At 40.2% G+C, this 21,876-nt stretch carries 18 protein-coding genes, 5 tRNA genes and 1 pseudogene; 15 read left to right on the forward strand and 9 right to left on the reverse strand.

Translation table 11 applies throughout. The annotated features are described in order from the left end of the window. Positions 1–48 precede the first annotated feature (48 nt). Positions 49–540: a peptidylprolyl isomerase gene (locus tag ACJJVZ_RS08100; RefSeq protein ID WP_077537392.1), complete on the reverse strand. Its 492-nt coding sequence runs from the start codon at positions 538–540 to the stop codon at positions 49–51. Between the two features lie 155 nt (positions 541–695). Here ACJJVZ_RS08100 and cysS point away from each other — a divergent pair, with 155 nt between their 5' ends. Continuing rightward, positions 696–2,075 carry a cysteine--tRNA ligase gene (cysS, locus tag ACJJVZ_RS08105; RefSeq protein WP_193155953.1) on the forward strand — a complete coding sequence of 460 codons (1,380 nt, stop codon included), beginning with the start codon at positions 696–698 and terminating at the stop codon, positions 2,073–2,075. Between the two features lie 71 nt (positions 2,076–2,146). Here cysS and folD read toward each other — a convergent pair whose 3' ends face one another. After that, entirely contained in the window at positions 2,147–3,001 is an 855-nt protein-coding gene (folD, locus tag ACJJVZ_RS08110; protein WP_077537394.1) for a bifunctional methylenetetrahydrofolate dehydrogenase/methenyltetrahydrofolate cyclohydrolase FolD, read from the reverse strand. 353 nt (positions 3,002–3,354) lie between these two features. Here folD and ACJJVZ_RS08115 point away from each other — a divergent pair. The 11 genes from ACJJVZ_RS08115 to ACJJVZ_RS08165 all read left to right on the forward strand — a co-directional run bounded on the left by ACJJVZ_RS08115 (position 3,355) and on the right by ACJJVZ_RS08165 (position 12,852). Further along, positions 3,355–3,431, forward strand: a tRNA-Pro gene (locus ACJJVZ_RS08115). Between the two features lie 58 nt (positions 3,432–3,489). After that, positions 3,490–3,566: transfer RNA gene (locus ACJJVZ_RS08120), tRNA-Arg, on the forward strand. A 23-nt stretch (positions 3,567–3,589) separates the two neighbouring features. Further along, positions 3,590–3,665, forward strand: a tRNA-His gene (locus ACJJVZ_RS08125). 15 nt (positions 3,666–3,680) lie between these two features. Continuing rightward, positions 3,681–3,757: transfer RNA gene (locus ACJJVZ_RS08130), tRNA-Pro, on the forward strand. A gap of 71 nt (positions 3,758–3,828) precedes the next feature. After that, positions 3,829–3,905, forward strand: a tRNA-Pro gene (locus ACJJVZ_RS08135). A 377-nt stretch (positions 3,906–4,282) separates the two neighbouring features. Then, on the forward strand, positions 4,283–5,587 hold the full coding sequence (gene tig / locus ACJJVZ_RS08140) for a trigger factor (RefSeq protein WP_193155952.1): 1,305 nt from the start codon (positions 4,283–4,285) through the stop codon (positions 5,585–5,587). A 164-nt stretch (positions 5,588–5,751) separates the two neighbouring features. After that, on the forward strand, positions 5,752–6,369 hold the full coding sequence (clpP, locus tag ACJJVZ_RS08145; protein ID WP_077537396.1) for an ATP-dependent Clp endopeptidase proteolytic subunit ClpP: 618 nt from the start codon (positions 5,752–5,754) through the stop codon (positions 6,367–6,369). 132 nt (positions 6,370–6,501) lie between these two features. Next, a complete protein-coding gene (clpX, locus tag ACJJVZ_RS08150) occupies positions 6,502–7,785 on the forward strand; it encodes an ATP-dependent protease ATP-binding subunit ClpX (protein WP_077537397.1) in 1,284 nt (427 codons plus the stop codon). Positions 7,786–7,935: 150 nt separating this feature from the next. Further along, positions 7,936–10,293: an endopeptidase La gene (lon, locus tag ACJJVZ_RS08155; protein ID WP_077537398.1), complete on the forward strand. Its 2,358-nt coding sequence runs from the start codon at positions 7,936–7,938 to the stop codon at positions 10,291–10,293. Positions 10,294–10,488: 195 nt separating this feature from the next. Next, entirely contained in the window at positions 10,489–10,779 is a 291-nt protein-coding gene (locus tag ACJJVZ_RS08160) for an HU family DNA-binding protein (protein WP_157849304.1), read from the forward strand. Positions 10,780–10,950: 171 nt separating this feature from the next. After that, positions 10,951–12,852: a SurA N-terminal domain-containing protein gene (locus tag ACJJVZ_RS08165; protein WP_405599655.1), complete on the forward strand. Its 1,902-nt coding sequence runs from the start codon at positions 10,951–10,953 to the stop codon at positions 12,850–12,852. A 360-nt stretch (positions 12,853–13,212) separates the two neighbouring features. Here ACJJVZ_RS08165 and ACJJVZ_RS08170 read toward each other — a convergent pair. From ACJJVZ_RS08170 to pspF, 7 genes and pseudogenes are all read right to left on the reverse strand, one after another. Further along, positions 13,213–13,674 (reverse strand): annotated as a pseudogene (locus ACJJVZ_RS08170) (VOC family protein). 285 nt (positions 13,675–13,959) lie between these two features. After that, complete coding sequence (locus tag ACJJVZ_RS08175) at positions 13,960–14,721, reverse strand: ATP-binding cassette domain-containing protein (RefSeq protein ID WP_077537401.1); 762 nt, start codon at positions 14,719–14,721, stop codon at positions 13,960–13,962. Then, positions 14,721–15,713 (reverse strand): oligopeptide/dipeptide ABC transporter ATP-binding protein, encoded by a 993-nt coding sequence (locus tag ACJJVZ_RS08180; RefSeq protein ID WP_077537402.1) that lies wholly within the window; start codon positions 15,711–15,713, stop codon positions 14,721–14,723. The genes ACJJVZ_RS08175 and ACJJVZ_RS08180 overlap by 1 nt, the downstream gene beginning before the upstream one ends. After that, positions 15,714–16,607: an ABC transporter permease subunit gene (locus ACJJVZ_RS08185; protein ID WP_405599658.1), complete on the reverse strand. Its 894-nt coding sequence runs from the start codon at positions 16,605–16,607 to the stop codon at positions 15,714–15,716. It lies immediately after the preceding gene. Continuing rightward, on the reverse strand, positions 16,594–17,628 hold the full coding sequence (locus tag ACJJVZ_RS08190; protein WP_405599659.1) for an ABC transporter permease: 1,035 nt from the start codon (positions 17,626–17,628) through the stop codon (positions 16,594–16,596). Before ACJJVZ_RS08190 ends, ACJJVZ_RS08185 begins: the two co-directional genes overlap by 14 nt. Further along, on the reverse strand, positions 17,628–19,235 hold the full coding sequence (locus tag ACJJVZ_RS08195; RefSeq protein WP_405599661.1) for an ABC transporter substrate-binding protein: 1,608 nt from the start codon (positions 19,233–19,235) through the stop codon (positions 17,628–17,630). The genes ACJJVZ_RS08190 and ACJJVZ_RS08195 overlap by 1 nt, the downstream gene beginning before the upstream one ends. A 14-nt stretch (positions 19,236–19,249) precedes the next feature. Next, a complete protein-coding gene (pspF, locus tag ACJJVZ_RS08200) occupies positions 19,250–20,314 on the reverse strand; it encodes a phage shock protein operon transcriptional activator (RefSeq protein ID WP_405599663.1) in 1,065 nt (354 codons plus the stop codon). Between the two features lie 186 nt (positions 20,315–20,500). Between pspF and pspA the strand changes: the two genes are divergently transcribed. From pspA to pspC, 3 genes are all read left to right on the forward strand, one after another. Next, complete coding sequence (gene pspA, locus ACJJVZ_RS08205) at positions 20,501–21,160, forward strand: phage shock protein PspA (protein WP_077537406.1); 660 nt, start codon at positions 20,501–20,503, stop codon at positions 21,158–21,160. A gap of 73 nt (positions 21,161–21,233) precedes the next feature. After that, positions 21,234–21,467, forward strand: a complete 234-nt coding sequence (gene pspB / locus ACJJVZ_RS08210) for an envelope stress response membrane protein PspB (RefSeq protein WP_011328706.1) — start codon at positions 21,234–21,236, stop codon at positions 21,465–21,467. Then, positions 21,464–21,865, forward strand: coding sequence for an envelope stress response membrane protein PspC (gene pspC / locus ACJJVZ_RS08215; RefSeq protein WP_138584310.1), 402 nt, complete (start codon positions 21,464–21,466; stop codon positions 21,863–21,865). Before pspB ends, pspC begins: the two co-directional genes overlap by 4 nt. Positions 21,866–21,876: the final 11 nt, after the last annotated feature.

Consider the following 21,876-nt stretch of genomic DNA (forward strand, 5'->3'; position numbering starts at 1 on the left):
TTGCACAAACACCCGCTGATACTCCACATTACGTGGGTAAACGTACTATTAGCTAACAGTAACGCTTTCGATGATCACGTCTTCAAGAGGCACATCTTGGTGAAACCCAGTACTGCCTGTTGCAACTGCTTTGATCTTATTTACTACGTCCATGCCTTCTACAACTTCAGCAAAAACACAGTAACCCCAACCTTGCGATGTTTCGCTGCTGTGGTTTAAAAAGTCGTTGTTATTCACGTTAATAAAAAACTGCGCTGTAGCTGAATGAGGATCTGGCGTACGTGCCATAGCTAAAGTGCCTATTTTATTAGATAGGCCGTTATTAGCTTCATTCTGAATTGGGTCATTTACGTCTTTTTGTTCCATACCTGGAACAAAACCACCGCCTTGAACCATAAAACCATCGATTACACGATGAAAGATAGTGCCGTTGAAAAAATCAGCATTTGCATACTCTAAAAAGTTTTTAACTGTGTTTGGAGCTTCTTGCTCAAACATTTTAATGGTGATGTCACCAAAATTAGTGTGTAGAACAACCATGTGTTTTCCTATATCCGGTTTAAATATTGGCGCTATTTTATCGTAGTTGGCTAAGATTAACAAAGTAGATGTTTGGTTTGTTATAAAGCGCTAGAGCAGGGGCTTTTCAAGTGGTAACATAACTGTTCTAGTAAATAGTCAAGGACTCAAAGTAAATGGTAAATATATACAACACACTGACGCGACAAAAAGAGCAATTTAAACCTATGGTCGAAGGAAAAATCGACATGTATGTGTGTGGTATCACCATTTATGATTACTGCCATATTGGACACGCTCGTACTTTTGTAGGGTTTGACGTTATTGTGCGCTACTTACGCCACATCGGTTACGATTTAAAATATGTGCGTAACATTACCGATATCGACGATAAAATAATTAAACGTGCGAACGAGAATGGTGAATCAATAAACGATTTAACAGTGCGTATGACAAAAGCGATGCATGAAGATTTTGATAGTTTAAACATGCTACGCCCAGATATTGAACCAACAGTTACAAGCCATATGGATGAAATTATCGTTATGGTTAAGCGTTTGATCGAAAAGGGCCATGCCTATGTCGCCGCAGATGGCGATGTCTTGTTTGATGTATCAACGTTTGAGCAATATGGCGCGCTTTCGCAGCAAGATTTAACGATGTTGCAATCGGGTTCTCGTGTTGAAGTAGCACAAGATAAAGACGATCCACTTGATTTTGTGTTATGGAAAAAAGCAAAAGCAGGCGAGCCATCATGGTCATCACCGTGGGGTGAAGGGCGTCCAGGTTGGCATATTGAATGTTCGGCAATGAGCTCAAAGCACCTAGGCGAGCATTTTGATATTCACGGTGGGGGGTCTGATTTACAGTTTCCGCATCATGAAAACGAAATAGCGCAATCATGCTGTGCAAATAACGGCAAGTATGTAAATACTTGGATGCACACGGGCATGGTGCAAGTAAACAAAGAAAAAATGTCTAAGTCGTTAGATAATTTCTTTACAGTGCGTGAAGTTTTAAAAGCATACGATGCTGAATCTGTTCGTTACTTTTTAATTTCAGGCCATTACCGTAGCCAATTAAATTATTCGCAAGAGAATTTAGACCAAGCGCGTTCATCACTTGAACGCATTTATACAGCGCTTCGTGATGTTGAGCCTACAGAGTGTAGCCTTGAAGGCAATGAGTTTGTTGCTAAGTTTAGAAAAGCAATGAATGACGACTTCAATACGCCAGAGGCATTGCCGGTATTGTTTGAACTTGCCAAAGAGCTAAACCGTGTAAAAGACAGCGATGCAGTTCAAGCTGGTAAGTTAGCGTTTGTACTGCGCAGCCTTGGTGAAGTGTTAGGGGTTGCTCAACAAGCACCAGAAGCGTTTTTACAAGGCGGGCAAGGTGACGATGAAGTAGCGACAATTGAAGCATTAATTGTAAAACGCAATGAAGCGCGTGCTAGTAAAGATTGGGGTGCTGCTGATGAGGCTCGTGATGCACTTAATGCGTTAGGTGTAATACTTGAAGATTCAGCCGGTAAAACAACGTGGCGTAAAGCGTGAGCGTTTAAAGTAATTCACGTTCAACTAAAAAGGGTTGCCAAATGGCAACCCTTTTTTGCTTTTTCTAACGCTTAGCTGTGGTATTTTTCACATGCTTCAAGTGTGTTTTCAATTAAGCTAGCGACCGTCATCGGGCCAACGCCACCTGGGACTGGGGTAATAAAATGCGCTTTTTGTTCAGCCACGCTGTATTGCACGTCGCCGACTAATTTACCCGTATCTAAGCGGTTAATGCCTACATCGATAACAATAGCACCTTCTTTTATCCAATCTCCTGGGATAAATTCAGGTTTCCCGACGGCCACAACTAATAAGTCAGCGCGGCGAACATGCGTTTCTAAATCTTGGGTAAACTTATGGCATACTGTGGTTGTACAGCCGGCTAATAAAAGCTCTAACGACATTGGACGACCCACAATATTTGACGCGCCAACTACAACCGCATGCATTCCCTTATAACGTACACCGGTAGAATCAAGTAATGTAATAATACCCTTTGGCGTACATGGACGAAGCGCAGGCATTCTTTGTGCTAATCGGCCTATGTTGTACGGATGAAAACCATCTACATCTTTGTGCGGGGTAATGCGTTCTAAAATCTTTTCCGCATCGAGTCCTTTTGGCAGTGGAAGCTGTACTAAAATACCATCAACTTGTGCATCATTATTCAGCTCGTCAATTAAATCTAAAAGAGTTTGCTCATTAGTGTCAGCAGGTAAATCAAATGATTTAGAAATAAAACCAACTTCTTCACAGGCTTTACGTTTTGAACCAACATAAACTTGGCTTGCTGGATCGAGCCCTACAAGTACTACTGCAAGCCCTGGAGCACGTAAACCATTTGCTACACGTTCACTTACGCGTTCTGCTACAGCGCTACGTACTTGTTTTGCGATTGCCTTACCATCAATGATGTTTGCCGTCATGGGTGACCTTTAATTGGGGGTTAATTAACTAGATACCGATACTCTAAAAACGAATACATAATAAAATAGGGGTAATTATGAACATAAAGAAAATACAGTCTTTAGGTCATTCGCTTTATAATGTGCTGACTATTTTCGCAGAAAAGCATTGCAGCGCCAAGTTGCTTTTAAAGTATATGGTGTTTGAGTCGTTAAATAGTTTAAAATTCAGCCTTCTATTGTAATATTTAACCATTGTGCACTAAAAATGACCACTTGATTGTTTTTATAAAAAAAACGTTTGACCTAACCCCGTCAAATCACTATTATGCACCCCGTTGTCAACGAGGTCACTCGCAAGCAATAGTAAGTATCGGCGATTAGCGCAGTTTGGTAGCGCACTTGGTTTGGGTCCAAGGGGTCGCAGGTTCAAATCCTGCATCGCCGACCATTTTTTTATAATACAATTATAATCGAATAGCTTATTGGTAAACTATGAAGTTTTCGATGCGCCCATAGCTCAGCTGGATAGAGCAACGCCCTTCTAAGGCGTGGGTCGAAGGTTCGAATCCTTCTGGGTGCACCATTTGAAAACATGTAAATATAGCGGTGATTGTAGCTCAGTTGGTAGAGCCCCGGATTGTGATTCCGGTTGTCGTGGGTTCGAGCCCCATCAGTCACCCCATTTACAAAAGAATATCGGCGATTAGCGCAGTTTGGTAGCGCACTTGGTTTGGGTCCAAGGGGTCGCAGGTTCAAATCCTGCATCGCCGACCACTTTCTTAAAGTGGTCTTAAACTCTCGGTTTAAGTGTTCAGTATGAAAAATGAAGTTAACTCTTCGAATGTCGGCGATTAGCGCAGTTTGGTAGCGCACTTGGTTTGGGTCCAAGGGGTCGCAGGTTCAAATCCTGCATCGCCGACCATTTTCTTATCTAATAAGATGAGTAAATAAAATCCTCAAAACTATAAACCTACTTTTGTTAACCTTTAATCCTATTAAATAATTTGTGTTTTACTGTTTGTAATTTACAGTTAGCCTGTTTTTTATTCAGTTAGCCTCTATAGTCCCTTATCTAGTCCAAATAATTGCCCCCTGTACTCGACTATCATAAATATTAGGTTATAATGCCGCGTCTATTGTTTAACATAGTGCCCGAAGGGCAAAGCAGCAATGGTATCTCATGGTAGCGACGGATGTTTTTAAGTGCGAAAAACCGCTTGAATTTTATCAAGACTCATGCAGATCACTTTGTTTGTAAGGAAGGCGAACAATCGCCAAAATTGAATATTGAGGTAAATCATGCAAGTTTCTGTTGAGACGACCCAAGGCCTTGAGCGCCGTATAACTATCACCGTTCCTTCAGAGAACGTTGAGACCGAAGTAAAAAAACGCCTACAACAACTGTCAAAAACACAGCGTATAGATGGTTTCCGTGCTGGTAAAGTTCCAGTATCTGTAATTAACAAGCGTTTTGGCCCTGCAGTTCGTCAAGAAGTTGCTGGCGAAGTAATGCAACGTAATTTTTACGAAGCAATTGTTTCTGAAAAAATCAACCCAGCTGGCGCGCCTACATTCGCACCTAAATCACTTGAAGCTGGTAAAGATTTAGAGTTCTCAGCTACATTTGAAGTTTACCCTGAAGTTGAAGTTCAAGGTTTAGATAAAATTACTGTTGAAAAACCTGCCGTAACAGTAACTGACGAAGATTTAGCTAACATGCTAGAAACACTTCGTAAACAACACGCAGCGTGGGCTGATGTTGATACAGCTGCTGGCGAAAACGACCGTGTAACAGTTGATTTCGTAGGTACTATCGACGGTGAAGTATTTGAAGGCGGCAAAGCTGAAGACTTCCCATTAGAACTTGGTCAAGGTCGTATGATCCCAGGTTTTGAAGATAACATCGTAGGTAAGAAAGCAGGCGAAGAAGTTGTTGCTGATGTAACGTTCCCTGATGATTACCACGCTGAAAACTTAAAAGGTAAAGCGGCTCAATTCACTATCACAGTGAAGAAAGTTGAAGCGCAAGAATTACCTGAATTAAGCGAAGAGTTTGCAACTAAATTCGGTGTTACCGAAGGCGGCGTAGATGCGCTTAAAGAAGAAGTTAAAAAGAATATGACGCGTGAGCTAGACCAAGCGGTTAAAGCTAACGTTAAAGACCAAGCAATCAAAGGTCTTTTAGCTAACAACGAAATTGAAGTGCCTAAAGCACTTGTTGATCAAGAAGTTGATGCACTACGTCAGCAAGCGGCTCAACGTTTTGGCGGCGACGCGCAAAACATGCCTGAGCTTCCAGCTGAATTGTTCCATGAGCAAGCAGTAACACGTGTTAAAACTGGCCTTTTATTAGGTGAAGTGATCAAAGCTAACGAGATTAAAGTTGATGACGCTAAAGTTGAAGCATTAATTGCTACAGTAGCTTCTGCATACGAAGATCCAACTGAAGTAGTAGAATACTACAAGGCGAATGATCAACTTATGCAGCAAATGCGTAATGTAGCAATGGAAGAGCAAGCAGTTGAAGCTATTTTAGCTAAAGCAACTGTTACTGATGTTGAAAAAGCATTTGATGACATCATGAATCCAAAGCAAGGCGCTTAATAAGTCATTGACTTAAGCTCTCGCTAACGATTAAATGGCTCGTGCTACTCTGTTTATACAGCGTGCCCGGGCCATTTTAGTTTTTGGCTCTAAATTTGCGAAAAACGATAACTATGCTTCCTTATAATAAGGATAAGTATAAGCGCATAAGGAATTAAATAAGTATGAACACTGGTATTACAGATCCCCTAAATGCATTGGTCCCAATGGTTGTTGAGCAAACACCAAAAGGCGAGCGCTCGTATGATATTTATTCGAGATTATTAAAAGAGCGTATTATCTTTTTAACAGGTCAAGTTGAAGACAACATGGCAAATCTGATTTTAGCGCAAATGCTATTTTTAGAATCAGAAAATCCTGATAAAGATATCTTTTTATACATTAACTCACCAGGTGGTTCAGTAACTGCAGGTATGGCTATTTACGATACAATGAACTTCATCAAACCTGATGTAAGTACAATATGTGTTGGTCAAGCTGCAAGCATGGGTGCTTTTTTACTTACAGCTGGTGCTAAAGGTAAGCGTTTTTGTTTACCAAACTCACGGGTGATGATTCACCAACCGCTAGGTGGGTTCCAAGGTCAAGCATCTGATTTTGAAATACACGCGAAAGAAATACTGTCGATTAAAGACAAATTAAATCGCTTAATGGCTGAGCATACAGGTCAACCACTAGAGGTGATTTCGAAAGACACTGATCGTGATAACTTCATGAGTGCATCACAGGCTGTAGATTACGGTTTGGTAGATTCAGTGTTCACAAATCGCGATAAAAAGTAAGCGTTTGGTAAACAGGTTGCCTGTTTACCACTTTGAGTTACTATGCGAAAAAATTAAATTTTGGTATAGTTAAAACGTATTGAAATAGCCACCAACCAATTTGGTGGCCAACGTATAAAATGAGGTAGCTGAATGTCTGACACTCCTACAGACGGCGACAAAAGTAGTAAATTGTTATACTGTTCTTTTTGTGGCAAAAGCCAGCATGAAGTTCGTAAATTAATTGCAGGCCCTTCAGTATACGTCTGTGATGAATGTGTAGAGTTGTGTAACGATATCATCAGGGAAGAAATAAAAGACATTGCTCCAAAGCATGATGCGTCTGATAAATTACCTGTACCAAAAGAGATTCGTAAACACCTAGACGACTATGTTATTGGTCAAGATCATGCTAAAAAAGTATTGTCTGTTGCTGTTTATAACCATTATAAACGCTTGCGTAACCAATCGACAAAGCAAGATATTGAGCTAAGTAAAAGTAATATTTTATTAATTGGTCCAACTGGTAGTGGTAAAACATTATTAGCAGAGACGTTAGCACGCTTACTCGATGTGCCATTTACAATGGCAGATGCAACGACATTAACCGAAGCAGGTTATGTAGGTGAAGATGTTGAAAACATCATTCAAAAGCTATTACAAAAATGCGACTACGATGTTGAAAAAGCACAACGTGGTATAGTTTACATTGATGAAATTGATAAAATTTCTCGTAAGTCAGATAACCCATCGATCACACGTGACGTTTCGGGTGAGGGCGTTCAACAGGCGTTACTTAAACTGATTGAAGGTACAATTGCATCAGTACCACCGCAAGGTGGCCGTAAACATCCACAGCAAGAGTTTTTACAAGTAGATACATCTAAAATCTTATTTATTTGTGGTGGTGCGTTTTCGGGCTTAGATAAAGTCATTGAGCAGCGAAGTCATAAAAATACCGGTATTGGTTTTGGTGTTAGCGTAAAAGAATCTGCTGCGAGTCGCTCGTTAAGTGAAACATTTAAAGACGTAGAACCAGAAGATTTAGTTAAATATGGCTTAATCCCTGAGTTTATAGGTCGTTTGCCAGTAGTTGCAACGTTAACAGAGCTTGATGAAGCTGCACTTGTACAAATCTTAAGTGAGCCTAAAAACGCCATTACTAAGCAGTTTTCTGTTTTATTTGGTATGGAAGATGTTGAGCTTGAGTTCCGCGAAGATGCCTTAGCTGCCATTGCTCACAAAGCAATGGAGCGTAAAACAGGTGCACGTGGTCTTCGTTCAATTGTTGAAGGCGTACTGCTTAATACTATGTATGAACTTCCTTCGATGGATGATGTAAGTAAAGTGGTTATTGACGAAACCGTTATTAAAGGTGAGTCAGACCCAATCTTGATTTATGAAAATAATAAACAAGAAAAAACTGCATCAGAGTAGTTTTTAAGCTATTTGCATAAAAAAGGAGCCTTAGGCTCCTTTTTTTATAATTAATTTAATCGAGTTGGGAAAAATTGTTGAACTTTAATTAGGTTATCCCCATATACTTGAGTAATCTTTAAAATAAATAAAGTGCGAAGAGAAAATATAATGACGCTTGAGAGAACCGACCGAGTCGAAATCCCAGTCCTAGCACTGCGCGATGTTGTGGTGTATCCACACATGGTGATCCCGCTTTTTGTTGGCCGTGAAAAATCAATAAAATGCCTAGAAGCGGCAATGGACAAAGACAAACAAATTTTCTTGGTTGCACAAAAAGATGCAACTGTAGACGAGCCTGAGCAAGATGATATTTATCGTATTGGTACTATTGCAACTGTACTTCAGTTATTAAAGTTACCTGATGGCACAGTTAAAGTATTAGTGGAAGGTACACAACGTGCGCAAATAGAAGAATTTGTAGATAACGATGATTTTTTTGTTGCTAATGCTCAATTTATTGAATCTGATTTAATTGATGAGCAAGAGCAAGATGTATTTATTCGCAGCGCTATTAGCCAATTTGAAGGCTATGTAAAGCTTAATAAAAAAATCCCACCTGAGGTACTAACTTCAGTTTCAGGTATCGATGAGCCTGCTCGTCTGGCCGACACGATGGCTGCACATATGCCGTTAAAAGTCCCTGAAAAGCAAAAAGTGCTAGAAATTTCAAGTGTGACAGAACGTCTTGAATATTTAATGGCATTAATGGAAGGCGAAATAGACTTACTGCAAGTTGAGAAGAAAATTCGTACCCGCGTTAAAAAGCAGATGGAAAAATCTCAACGTGAGTATTACCTCAACGAGCAAATGAAAGCCATTCAAAAAGAGCTTGGTGAGCTTGACGATGTACCTGACGAATTTGAAGCACTTAAAAAGCGCATTGAAGAATCAGGCATGCCAACAGAAGCACAAGAAAAAGCGACCACAGAGCTTAATAAACTTAAGATGATGTCGCCAATGTCAGCAGAAGCGACCGTAGTACGTTCATACATTGATACATTAATTAATGTACCGTGGAAAAAACGTTCTAAAGTTAAAAAAGACTTAGCGGGTGCGCAAAAAATTCTTGATAGCGATCACCATGGTCTTGATAAAGTTAAAGAACGTATTTTAGAGTACCTTGCGGTGCAACAGCGTACTAATAAGCTTAAAGGTCCGATTTTATGTTTAGTAGGGCCACCAGGTGTGGGTAAAACCTCACTAGGGCAATCTATTGCACGCTCAACGGGTCGTAAGTATATTCGTATGGCACTCGGCGGCGTACGTGATGAAGCTGAAATACGTGGACATCGTCGTACCTACATTGGTTCAATGCCTGGTAAGTTAATTCAAAACATGACAAAAGTGGGCGTTAAAAACCCATTATTTTTGTTAGACGAAATAGACAAAATGTCATCAGATATGCGTGGCGATCCAGCGTCTGCATTATTAGAAGTACTCGATCCTGAACAAAATAGCCACTTTGCTGATCACTACTTAGAAGTTGATTACGATTTATCTGATGTTATGTTTGTAGCTACCTCAAATAGCTTTAACATTCCAGGTCCATTATTAGACCGTATGGAAGTTATCCGTTTATCGGGTTATACCGAAGACGAGAAGTTAAACATTGCAAAAGAGCACTTAATTACTAAGCAAGTGAAGCGTAATGGCTTAAAAGATCACGAAATTGAAATTGCTGATAGTGCAATTGTTGGTATTATTCGTTATTACACGCGTGAAGCGGGTGTGCGTAATCTTGAGCGTGAAATCTCGAAATTGTGTCGCAAAGCAGTTAAGAATATTTTAATTGAAAAAGACACTAAAACAGTGACTATCAATCAAGATAACCTAGAAGAGTTTTTAGGTGTACAGCGCTTTGATTACGGTAAAGCGGAGGACGGCGATCGTATTGGCCAAGTAACGGGCCTTGCATGGACTGAAGTGGGTGGTGACTTACTTACTATTGAATGTGCGGCAGTGCCTGGTAAAGGTAAATTGACCTATACAGGCTCCTTAGGCGATGTAATGCAAGAATCGATTCAAGCGGCTATGACGGTCGTGCGTAATCGTGCAGATACATTCCGTATTAATAGCGATTTTTACGAAAAACGTGATATTCACGTGCATGTACCTGAAGGTGCGACACCTAAAGACGGTCCGAGCGCAGGTGCTGCTATGGTGACTGGGTTAGTATCAAGTTTAACAGGCAATCCAGTGCGTGCAGATGTTGCAATGACAGGTGAAATTACGCTACGCGGTGAAGTATTACCTATTGGTGGCTTAAAAGAGAAATTATTGGCAGCTCACCGAGGTGGTATCAAAACCGTTATTATTCCAAAAATTAATGAACGTGATTTAAAAGAGATCCCAGACAATGTGCTGGCAGGCTTAGATATTCACCCTGTTACTTGGATTGATGAAGTATTAAAACTGGCTTTAGTGCATCCGGTTGAGAGTTTTTCAGTCGAAACGGCAAAAAAGTAGTAAAAAACGCAAAAAAAGTGCTTTTTAGGGCTTTTCAAATCTAAACGGTATGATAAGTTAAGCACTGGTTTTCAAGCCTAGCCCTTATGAGGCCTAGGCTTAAGAAAAATATAATCATATGAGCATTAAAAGTTTGCTCTAAAATTTTCAAAAAAGTGATGTTAGTTTAAAAAACCGTCGCTCTTGATAATAACAATGAAAGAGGATGATATTGTGAATAAATCTCAATTAATCGATCAAATCGCAGCTGATGCTGACATTTCTAAAGCGGCTGCAGGTCGTGCACTAGATTCATTCATCGAATCTGTTTCTGGCGCGTTAAAAGATGGCGATTCAGTTGCACTTGTCGGTTTTGGTACTTTCTCTGTACGTGAACGTGCTGCACGAGCCGGCCGTAACCCACAAACAGGTGAAACTATTCAAATTGCTGCTGCAAACATTCCTGCTTTTAAAGCCGGCAAAGCGCTTAAAGACGCAGTAAACTAATCATCATTTTAAACAGATTAGTTATGGCGAATGTACAAGTACTTAATAATCGCAAATGATGAGTTAAGTAACTTTACCGCCAGTTACTTCAAGTGAAAAAGCGTATCTGGTAAGATACGCTTTTTTTACATGTGACAAGGTAAAATACCTTGATCAAAAAGAGATAAACAAATGCTTGAGAAAATCAGAGAAGGTTCGCAAGGACCTGTAGCCAAAATAATTTTAGGCGCGGTGATTTTATCTTTTGCCTTAGCAGGGATAGGCAGTTACCTTGGTCAAACCACGGAACAACCCGTTGCTGAAGTAAATGGAGTTAAAATTAGCCAAACCGACTTTAATCGCGCGTATCAAAATGAGCGCAGTCGACTAGAGCAACAATTTGGTGAATACTTTGCACAAATATCTGCAGATCCAACTTACATGGCGAGAATTCGTCAAGGTGTCATTGACCGTTTAGTACAACAAGAACTGCAAACACAACTAGCGGCAGAATTGGGTCTTCGCGTAAGCGATGCAAGTATTCGAAAAACAATTTTAGAGTTACCGTACTTTCAAGTAGGCGAGCAGTTTAATAACGACCGTTACTTACAAGTTATTCGTCAAATGAATTTTCAACCAGATGCATTTCGTGAATATCTACGTAAAGATATGACTCGTAGCCAGCTTGTATCAGCAGTCGCAGGTACTGACTTTGCACTAGACAGTGAGCTTAAAAGTGCAATTGCCCTGCAACAGCAAACGCGTAGCATTGACTACTTAGTTGTAAACAAAGAAGCATTAGCGGCTGATATCGTAATAACTGATGAGCAAGTATCTGACTACTATGAGCTAAATGCATCGCAGTTTTTGTCGCCAGAGCTTATCTCGGTAAATTATATTGAGCTTAAAGCTGAAGATATCACTGTTGAGTCGGTTACTGAGGATGATGTAAAAGCATACTATGAACAAAATAAAGCACAGTATGTAGAGCCTGAAAAGCGCCGCGTTTCACACATCTTAATTGATAACAGCGAAGATGACGATGCCGCAAAGGAAAAAGCGGATACGCTTTTAGCACAGTTAAAAGAAGGTGCAGATTTTGCTGAGCTTGCACAATCATCATCGGATGACATTGTCAGTGCAGAACTTGGCGGAGATCTTGAATGGATCGAACGCGACGTAATGGATCCTGCTTTTGAAGATGCTACATTCGCTCTCAAAAACAAAGGTGAGTTTTCAGATGTTGTTGTTTCAGAGTTTGGTTATCACATAATCATGTTAACTGATATTCAGCCACAACAGGTAAAAGCCTATGATGATGTTAAAGCTGATTTACGTGCAGAGCTTGAACAAGCTGAAAAAGTTGACGCATTTTACGAAAAGCAAACAGAAATGGGTGCGCTTGCATTTGAAATTTCAGACCGTTTAGACGATGCTGCTGAGGCAGCTGGTTTAGAGATTAAATCAACATCACTTTTAGCACTTAATGCATTGCCAGAGCCATTAAATAATGCGTCGGTTATAACCGCGTTATCGTCAGTTGATTTACTTGAAGATAAAGTAAACTCTGAGGTTATAGAGCTTGGTAATGAGCATGCCATTGTTGTTCGTGTTAATGAACACAAACCTGCTACGACTAAACCATTAAGCGAAGTAAGTGAGCAAATTAAAACCCGCTTAGTTAACGAACAGTCATCAACACTGGCTAAAAGTAAAGCACGTAGCTTATTTGCAGAAGTGCAAGCAGGTAAGGGCTTAAATGATGTAGCGAGCGAGCAAAGCTTAACGGTTCGTCAAGAAGCGCAGTTAACACGTCAAAGCTACACGGTATCACCTGCGATTGTGACTCAAGCTTTTAAAATGGCTCACCCAGTAGATTCTGCAGTGGTAGACATTGTTGATTTAAATAACGGTGATGCAGCGATTGTCGCGCTTAAGTCGGTAACTGATGCACAAGTTGCAGCTGATATTGATCCACAAGCCAAGCAAAGCATTACTATGGCGCAAGCAAATAAAAACTACATGGTATTTATTGAAGCGCTTAAAGCGAATGCTGAGCTTAACTTACCAACGGTTACACAATCTGTTGAGTAATTAACTTTAGCTCATAAAGAAAGGCGCTTTTAAAGCGCCTTTTTTATTGTCTTGAATAAAGTTGGTATTAATTACTTCTGGCAATAAACTCAATCCGATTGCCGCTAGGGCGTGTTGACCTTTGTGGATTGAAATTTGTTCAATCTAGGGGCGATTTAATCGCAGCGCGAGGTTTGTAATCGAGTGGGCTAAGTAAAAATCGAGCAACAAAGAGTTAATCGTCCCTAGAAAGAACCCAAAGGGCAGCGCATGTTTGGCATTTATGCTGCGTTATCGCCTATTTATGGGGAATAACCACACTGCATAGGCTCTGCCTTGCCTAAATACCAAACAGTCTGCTGCAAAATTAATCACGAAAGGTCAACACGCCCTAGGCTCTCTTATCATCATATGCTGCGTTGGGCCCTTGCCTAAATTCTCTGGTGCAAATTCAATTTTAATATTATTTTGCGTTTTTAAATGATCGTGTAGCTGCGCTAACTTTTCAATACTATCAACACTGAGTGCTAAGTGGTGTAACCCCACATTTTCTGCTCGATTAAACTCCACAGGTTTTCGATCATTTTTAACTCGCCACAATGTAATAGTTATTTTATTGTTTGATAAAAAATAAGCGGGATAGGTTGAATCACTTCCTAGCGTTTTAAAACCAAGTACATCTGCAAAAAATGCTTTTGAAGCATCTAGGTTTGATACGGTTAGCGCTAGGTGATCGACGCCGCTAACTCAATTTTTAACGTCTTTTGGTGTACCAGCAATAACAGAAGCGGATAGCAGGAGTAGGGGAGAAAGACTAAGTAACCTGAACTCTGGATAATAAATCTATCTCAAGCAGCTATTTTCAGTGCTAACTGCGTTGAATTTACTTGCAATAGGCCCGCTATTGACGCGCAAATTCGCCTTGTTTTCACTGAAAATCTCTGGCTAGAGAAAATAAATTTAAATATCACCATTATTCAATGCGTTAGTTAATCCCTTAACCAGAGTTCAGGTTAAGTAATAACGTTTTTTTAAACATGATATCTCTTGTTAATTAAATGCAGTTAACAATAAGACCTATCTAAATACGGTTATCTCACAAAAAAGGTATAAATCTATAAGCTGCTTTTAGCAGCTCAGTAAACGCTGCGTTACTTTTGACTGCGGGTTTTGGAAAACGACTTCGGTGGCACCGTATTCGACTACTTCGCCTTTGTCGAGCACCACAACGTGGTCGCTAATATGGCGCACTAAACTCAAGTGATGGGTGATCATAATATATGTCAGTCCTGTATCACGTTGTAACTTTAGTAGTAAGTTAACTATCTGCGCACGTATAGAAGGGTCTAATGATGATACTGCTTCGTCGAGTACAACAACCTTGGGATCCAAAATTAATGCACGAGCGAGTGCTACACGTTGTAATTGACCTACGCTAAACATATGCGGATAGTAATGCTGATGATCTCTTAATAATCCAACTTTAGACAGTGTGGTATTTATTTTTTCGATGCGCAGCGCCTTATCAAACTCAGTATTATATAAAAGGCAGTCATCAAGCATATCGCCAATGGTTAATCCTGGATTTAGTGACGCCCCTGAGTCTTGAAAAATCATTCGAATATGACGACATTGATCATCGCGAATGCCATTGTCCTCAATAATATTACCTTCTAGTAAAATTTGTCCGCTATCAGCATGATCAGCGCCGGCGAGTAACTTAGCTAGCGTACTTTTACCAGCGCCCGTTTCACCAATTACAGCAAGAGTTTCACCTTTACCTATACAAAACGAAATATTTTTGAGTACTTCAAATTTCTTTCGATTAAATAAGCCAGCCCGTACATTAAATGTTTTAGATAAAGCTTGTACTTTTAATACCGGTTGCATTATCTCATATCCTTAATAAGTGGAAAGTGACACGCATAACTGTGGCCATTGTGCTTAGTAAGTGGGGGGGTAACAACACATGCTTTTTGTGCTTGTGGACAGCGTGGTCCTAGTCGACAACCTATAGGTAAATGCTGCAACGTAGGAATGCTTCCTTTGAGTGCATAAAAAGGCTCTTTATGAGAGAGGCCTTGCTCGTAATCCGGTAAGCTTTTTAATAAAGCTTGTGTATAAGGGTGGCGAGGCTGGCTAAAAATTTTGTGAGTAGGTCCCGCTTCGACCATTTGTCCGCAATATAAAACATGAATACCATGCGACCAATGTGCAATTTCTTCGAGTTCATGAGAAATCATCAAAATAGACATGTTTTTTAATTGATTTAAGCTTTTTAATAACCTAAATACTTGTGCACGCGTGGTACTTTCAAGCGCCGTTGTTGGCTCATCTGCAATAAGCAGCTTTGGCGTTCGGGCTATGGCCATCGCAATCATTACTTTTTGGCACACGCCTTCTGAGAGCTCATGTGGGTAACTATCGAGTACGGCTTCATGATTTTTAATCCCAACTTTATGGATCAGTGCCTTTACCCTATCTTTTCGCTCGCGATTGCGTTTTAAGAAAAATCCTTTGCTTGCGACTTCCGGTAATGTTTCAGCTATTTGATCGAATATTTTTGCGGTTGGATCAAGACTGCGACTTGGATCTTGGTAAATCATCGCAATATCTTGGCTCACTGTTTTACGACGTTGTTCGGGTGTTAAGCGCATTAAATCAACACCACGCCAGTGAATTCTATCTGCGGTGATGTCCCAGCGTTCGTTTAAAACACCGACAATGGCTTTTGCTATTAGGCTCTTGCCAGAGCCAGACTCACCTACAAGTGCGTGTACCTCGCCTTCTTTTAAACTAAAGCTGACTCTGTCTACGGCTCTAATTACCGTTTCTGAGGTGCGTAGCTCAATAGTTAGGTTTCGAACATCTAGTAATTGCATTTAATCAGCCTTACGTTCTTTTAACACCTGTCGCAGTCCGTCACCCACCAAATTGGTTGATAGTACCGCTAAAAATAATAATACGCCTGGTAACGCAACAGTCCAGGGCGCTAAATAAATCAGGCCAAGGTTTTCGGCTAAAATTGCACCCCATTCTGTGGTGGGAGGTTGAGCGCCTAATTTTAAAAAGCCCAGTGCTGAAATATCTAATATTGCGGTCGATAGCGCCATTGTAAAAATAACTACAATATGTTCGTAAATATTGGGAAATACACCGCGCGATATTATATGCCAGTTAGATGCACCATCAAGCTTAAAAGCAGTAATGTAATCTTTATTTAATTCATCAACAATGAGGCTTTTTATTGAATGAATAAATTGCGGTAGCAGAGCTAAAATAATAGCCCACACAGTGTTCATTAGACCAGGCCCAAGTACCGCAATAATAATAATCGCTAATAATAAAGAAGGAATAGACAGTGTTATATCAAGTAAATGATTTAAAAAACTTGATCGTAGCCCACGGCTAATGCCAGCAAAAGTGCCCACCAGAACACCGATAATAGTAGTAAGGAGCGCCGCTACAACCGACAGTCCGAACGTATAAGTAGCGCCATTCATTAAGCGCGAAAGTACATCTCTACCTAAATCATCGGTACCTAAAATAAAACGTACATCGCCCATTTCGCGCCATGACGGTGGAATAAGCAGTGCATCACTATGCTGTTGGTTTACGCCATAAGGCGCTAAAAATGGTGCGCTGGCGGCAAGCAAAGCAAAGGCTAAAAATATCCACAAACCAACTAATGCAGGGTGATTATTTTTAAACTTTCGCCAAAATCGCGCCAGTGGCGATGTATTCGACTCTTCAGAAAATAAATTAAACTTTGCCATGGGCTTGGTTCCGTGAAATTGGGTCGAATAGTGTGTAAGTAAGTTCGGTAAGAATAGTAGCTAAAATAACAAACAACGACACGGCCATTAACCCACCTTGAATTGCGGGAAAGTCGCGCTGATAAATACTATCGATTAACCAACGACCAACACCAGGCCATGAGAATATAACCTCTGTTATCATGGCAAGTGTAATAAGCGTACTAAACTGCAAACCAATTTGTTTAATGACCGGCAGCAATGCATTACGCAATGCATGGTGCATTATAAGTTGTCTGCGATTAAGCCCTTTTGCTCTGGCTGTTTTTATAAAGTTTTGGTCCATTACCTTGAGCATTGATTCCCGTGTAAAACGTATCAAAACGGTGGTTGGATACATAGCGAGTACAATAGTTGGCAATGTTAAATGGCGCAGAGCATCTAAAAATGCCATTCCTCGATAAGGAAATTTGGCTAATGCAATATCAATTAAAATAAAGCCTGTTACCGATGGGATTTCGTAAAGTAAGCCCATTCTCCCCGACATAGGAAACCAACCTAGTTTTAATGAAAATACCATAATGAGTAACAGAGCTAACCAAAAAACAGGCATTGAATAGCCAACAATAGCGCTAGAGTTAATGAGCTTATCTGGCCAACGCTTATAATAAACAGAAGCTAAAATACCAACGGGTACACCTACTATAACCGATACAATAAGTGCATAAATACTCAGCTCTAATGTCGCGGGTAATAAAGCAATAATATGCGTAAATACATTTTGCCCAGAGGCAAACGACACGCCCCAATCACCTTGTAAAATGCGTCCTAAAAAGGCGATATATTGCATAAAGTAATTACTGTTATATAAGTATTTATCTTCAAGTGCACTGTGCTGAGCAAAGTTATTACTCGGTATGCCACTTAAGTTACTGAGTGGATCTCCAGGAAATAAATAAGCAAGTGAGAAGGTAAAAACACTGAGCATAAATACCATAAAGGCAAACAAGCCAAGGCGCCGAAAAATATAATCTAAAATCATTATTTCTTCCTTGCATTAGCTAATGAGATAGCGCCAAACGGGCCCAATCTTATACCTTCTACATCGGCGCTACTTGCTTGAAAACGCAAGCCATGAGCAAGAGGTAATAGTGGGAGTTCATCTATAATCATGTTTTGCGCTTGTACGTAGTATTTTTTACGTAAATTGATATCTGTGGTGTCGAGAGCTTGAGTCAGCAGTAAATCAAATTTAGGGTTGCACCAATTAGCTGGATTTTTGCCGCTAAAAGTGGCGGAGCAACTGAGCAATGGACTAAAAAAATTATCCGGATCGGGTGTATCTGCGGCCCATCCGAGTAAAACACTGTCGTGGCGATGCTCACCAATGCGTTGTATAAATGTATTCCATTCGTACTCTACAATACTGACATTAACACCAATTTTGCGTAAATCACTTTGCATAAGCTCAGCCATTTTACGTGCATTAGGGTTATAAATTCGACTTACTGGCATCGCCCAAATGTTCATATCAAACCCATTGGGTAAGCCAGCTTCAATCAATAATTGTTTAGCAAGCTCGGGATCAAACGTAGGCATATTTTTTTGTGACTCGAACGCCCATGATGTTGGTGGTAAAATTGATTGCGCACGCGTGCCGTTACCGTAATACACCGCTTGCATTATTTTATCTATGTCGATGGCATGAGCCAATGCTTGGCGTACCTTTATATTGTCAAATGGAGCACGTTCGGTATTAAAGGCCCAGTAACCCACATTCAAATTGGTTTCTTTTTCAATATTAATATCATCACGCTGAGCTAAAATACTCAGCTGGGCGCTGCTTGGATGGGCCGTCACATCACATTCTTTAGTCAACATTTTTGCAATACGTGCAGTCCCATTTGGTGTTATATCGTAAACCAATTGCTCTAGTGCCACATCGTGTTTCCAGTACAGCGGGTTTCTATAAAAACGCACCAGATGATCGCGGCGATATTCTTTATAAATATAAGGGCCGGTGCCAACAGGGTATTGATCGAATAAATTGGTTTGCTCATTTGCTTTTAACTTCATTGCGTATTCTTGCGAGAGCACAACCGCAAAGTCGGTTGCTATATTGGCTAAAAAGCTACTTTCAGCATTAAATAGCTCAAAGCGAACTTGATAGTCAGATACTCTAACAATGTTTTGAATAAGCTGGTCAAGGCCTACGCTTTGAAAATATGGATAGTCAGCTGCGCCTACAAAGTGATAAGGATTATAAACATCAAACAGTCGACTAAACGTAAAAATAACGTCATCAGCGTTAAAGTCGCGAGTGGGGGTAAAGTAAGATGTGGTGTGAAATTTTACGCCCTTGCGTAGCGTAAACATGATTGATTTACCATCTTTACTTATTTTCCAGTCGGTAGCTAATTCGCTTTGAAACTCAGCTGTAACAGGGTCAATACTAATTAAGCGGTCGTATAACTGGTTGGCAATTATATCAATAGTGGAACCCGTAGTGGTCACTTGCGGATTAAACGACACAGGATTAGCTTCGGCGCAATAAACTAAGCCTTGGTTTTTTTCTTCGATGACTTCTTCTTTACTATCTATGCAACCAACTAATGTAGCCGCTAGCAAAACAAGTAATAATTTATGCACCCGCATAACCTCTACTATTGTTGATCCAACAAGTTGTATTTTTTAAGATAACCACGTAATTGATGATACGTTAAACCAAGTACTTCTGCAGTTTTCTTTTGATTAAATTGGCTATGCTCGAGCGCTTTATTAATCATATTTATTTCAAAGTCGTTTGAGCGCTCTTTGAGACTACACGGAAATTGAATATCAACGGCTATATCAGTGCTTGCTTGAGTAATAGGTGGAGCAATAACAATAGGGTCTGTGTTGACGGTTTGAATCGCTAGTGGCGCTTTAACACGTGCTTTTGGCCTAAAAGGGCTGTCAAATGGGTCTAAAATAATCTGGTGAACGGGAATATGTTCACTGCCATGGCGATACAAACTACGCTCAACAACATTTTTAAGCTCACGAATATTACCAGGCCAATCGTAGCTAAGGAGTGTTTCTGTTGCGCTTCGGGTAAAGCCGCTAAATAACGCCCATTCTAAATCGCGTGCCATATTCATCGCAAACTGTTCAGCAAGGAGCATAATATCGTCTTGGCGATCGCGCAGCGGCGGTAGGGTAATTACGTCAAATGCGAGGCGATCGAGTAAATCACTTCTAAATTCACCTTGCTCGGCTAAATAAGGTAGGTCCTCGTTTGTCGCGCACACTAAGCGTGTATCTACTTTTACGGTTTGTTTGCCGCCAACACGTTCAAACTCACCATACTCAATAACACGTAGCAATTTTTCTTGTACCATAGCGGAAGTATTGGCTAGTTCATCTAAAAATAACGTCCCGCTATTTGCGCGTTCAAAACGACCCTCATGACGTTTACTTGCCCCCGTGAACGCACCGCTTTCATGGCCAAATAATTCACTTTCGAGTAGGTTTTCGTTAAGCGCTGCACAGTTGAGCTTTACGTAGTTTTGCTCCCAACGCTTAGATAAAAAATGTAAGCGTGCTGCTATTAGCTCCTTACCTGTGCCGCGTTCACCAATAATAAGCACCGGCTTATCTAAATTAGCTAGCTGCGATACCTGATCTAATACAGATAAAAAGCTATCTGATTGGCCGAGTAAATTATCCTGTTGGCGATATTGGCTCATATTTCCTAACTCTTGGTCATTTTTACTAACAGTTAGTGTATTTCATAATCGGGGAGAACTAAAGAAATTTGTATATATAGTTTAACTTAATGAAAATAAAGTGTATTTTATCTTTTAAAAAGTTGGCAAGTATATTGATACTAGTTATAGCAGACTAACTACGTTTTAATTACAGAGGTAAATGTTATGGGAATTTTTTCACGTTTTGCAGATATTGTTAATTCTAATATCAACGCCATTTTAGATAAAGCAGAAGACCCAGAAAAAATGGTTCGTCTGATTATTCAAGAAATGGAGGATACGCTTGTAGAAGTGCGTTCTACTTCAGCTAAAACACTGGCTGAGAAAAAAGAAATTGTACGTCGTGTAGATACTTTAAAAGCGCAAGTAACCGATTGGCAAGAGAAAGCAGAACTTGCGTTAAGTAAAGATCGCGACGATTTAGCGCGCTCAGCATTACTTGAAAAACAAAAGTCGGCTGATGCCGTTGCTACAGTAACAAGTGAACTTGAACATGTAGAGTCTCACATAGAGAAACTTCAACAAGAAGTAACGACACTACAAGAAAAGCTAGCAGATGCGAAATCTCGTCAAAAAGCCATTATACTTCGCCAACGTTCGGCTGAGTCGCGCCTTGAAGTGAAAAAAGCACTTGATAGCTCAAAAGTAGAAGATGCACTTAATCGTTTTGAACGTTACGAAACTAAAATTGATGGGCTAGAATCTCAAATTGAGTCTTACGATTTAGGTAAAAAGACGTTAGCGGACGAAATTGCTAATCTACAAAAAAATGAAAAAATAGATGATGAGCTCGCCGAACTTAAAAAGAAGCTAGCTGATAAATAATTGTATATAAAAATAGATGGGGCCATGTGCCCCACTGCTTAAAAACATCAAAACGGATTGTTAGGAGAGGGTTATGTTTGATCCAGAGATATTAGTTGCACCATTTATCTTATTTATGATTTTTGTTGCACCGCTGTGGTTAATTTTACACTACCGTAGCAAAAAACAAGTCAGTCAAGGGTTGAGTGAGCACGAACATCGTCAGTTACTGGAGCTTGCACAAAAAGCCGAAAAAATGGCTGACAGAGTAGAAACGTTAGAAGCACTACTTGATCAAGAGTCACCACAGTGGAGGCGTAAAGTATGAGTACCAAACGCGAATTATTAAGAGACCCACAGCGCGGTAAAATAGCGGGTGTATGTGCGGGATTAAGTGACTACTTTAATATGGAGTTATGGTTAGTTCGCATTATATTTGTTAGTGCGGTACTGCTAACAGGTGGTCCACTATTTGTGGTAGCGTATATTGCTGCTTGGTTTATTTTGGATAAAAAAGAGCCAACTACAGCTAATAATACAAGCTCTGCTAAACATGACGACCCACTAGAAGTAAAATTTAAAGTATGGCAAAAAGGCGAGCCACCGCGCCGTGCTTTGCAAGATTTAAAAGAGCGTTTAACGCGCGTAGATACTCGCCTTCAAGATATGGAACGTCATGTTACTTCAAGCGAGTTTACGGTGAGCCGTGAAATTAACAAACTTTAAAGGATTTAATA

It is taken from the genome of Pseudoalteromonas sp. Ld19, assembly GCF_045064135.1.
GTDB classification, from domain to species: domain Bacteria; phylum Pseudomonadota; class Gammaproteobacteria; order Enterobacterales; family Alteromonadaceae; genus Pseudoalteromonas; species Pseudoalteromonas aliena.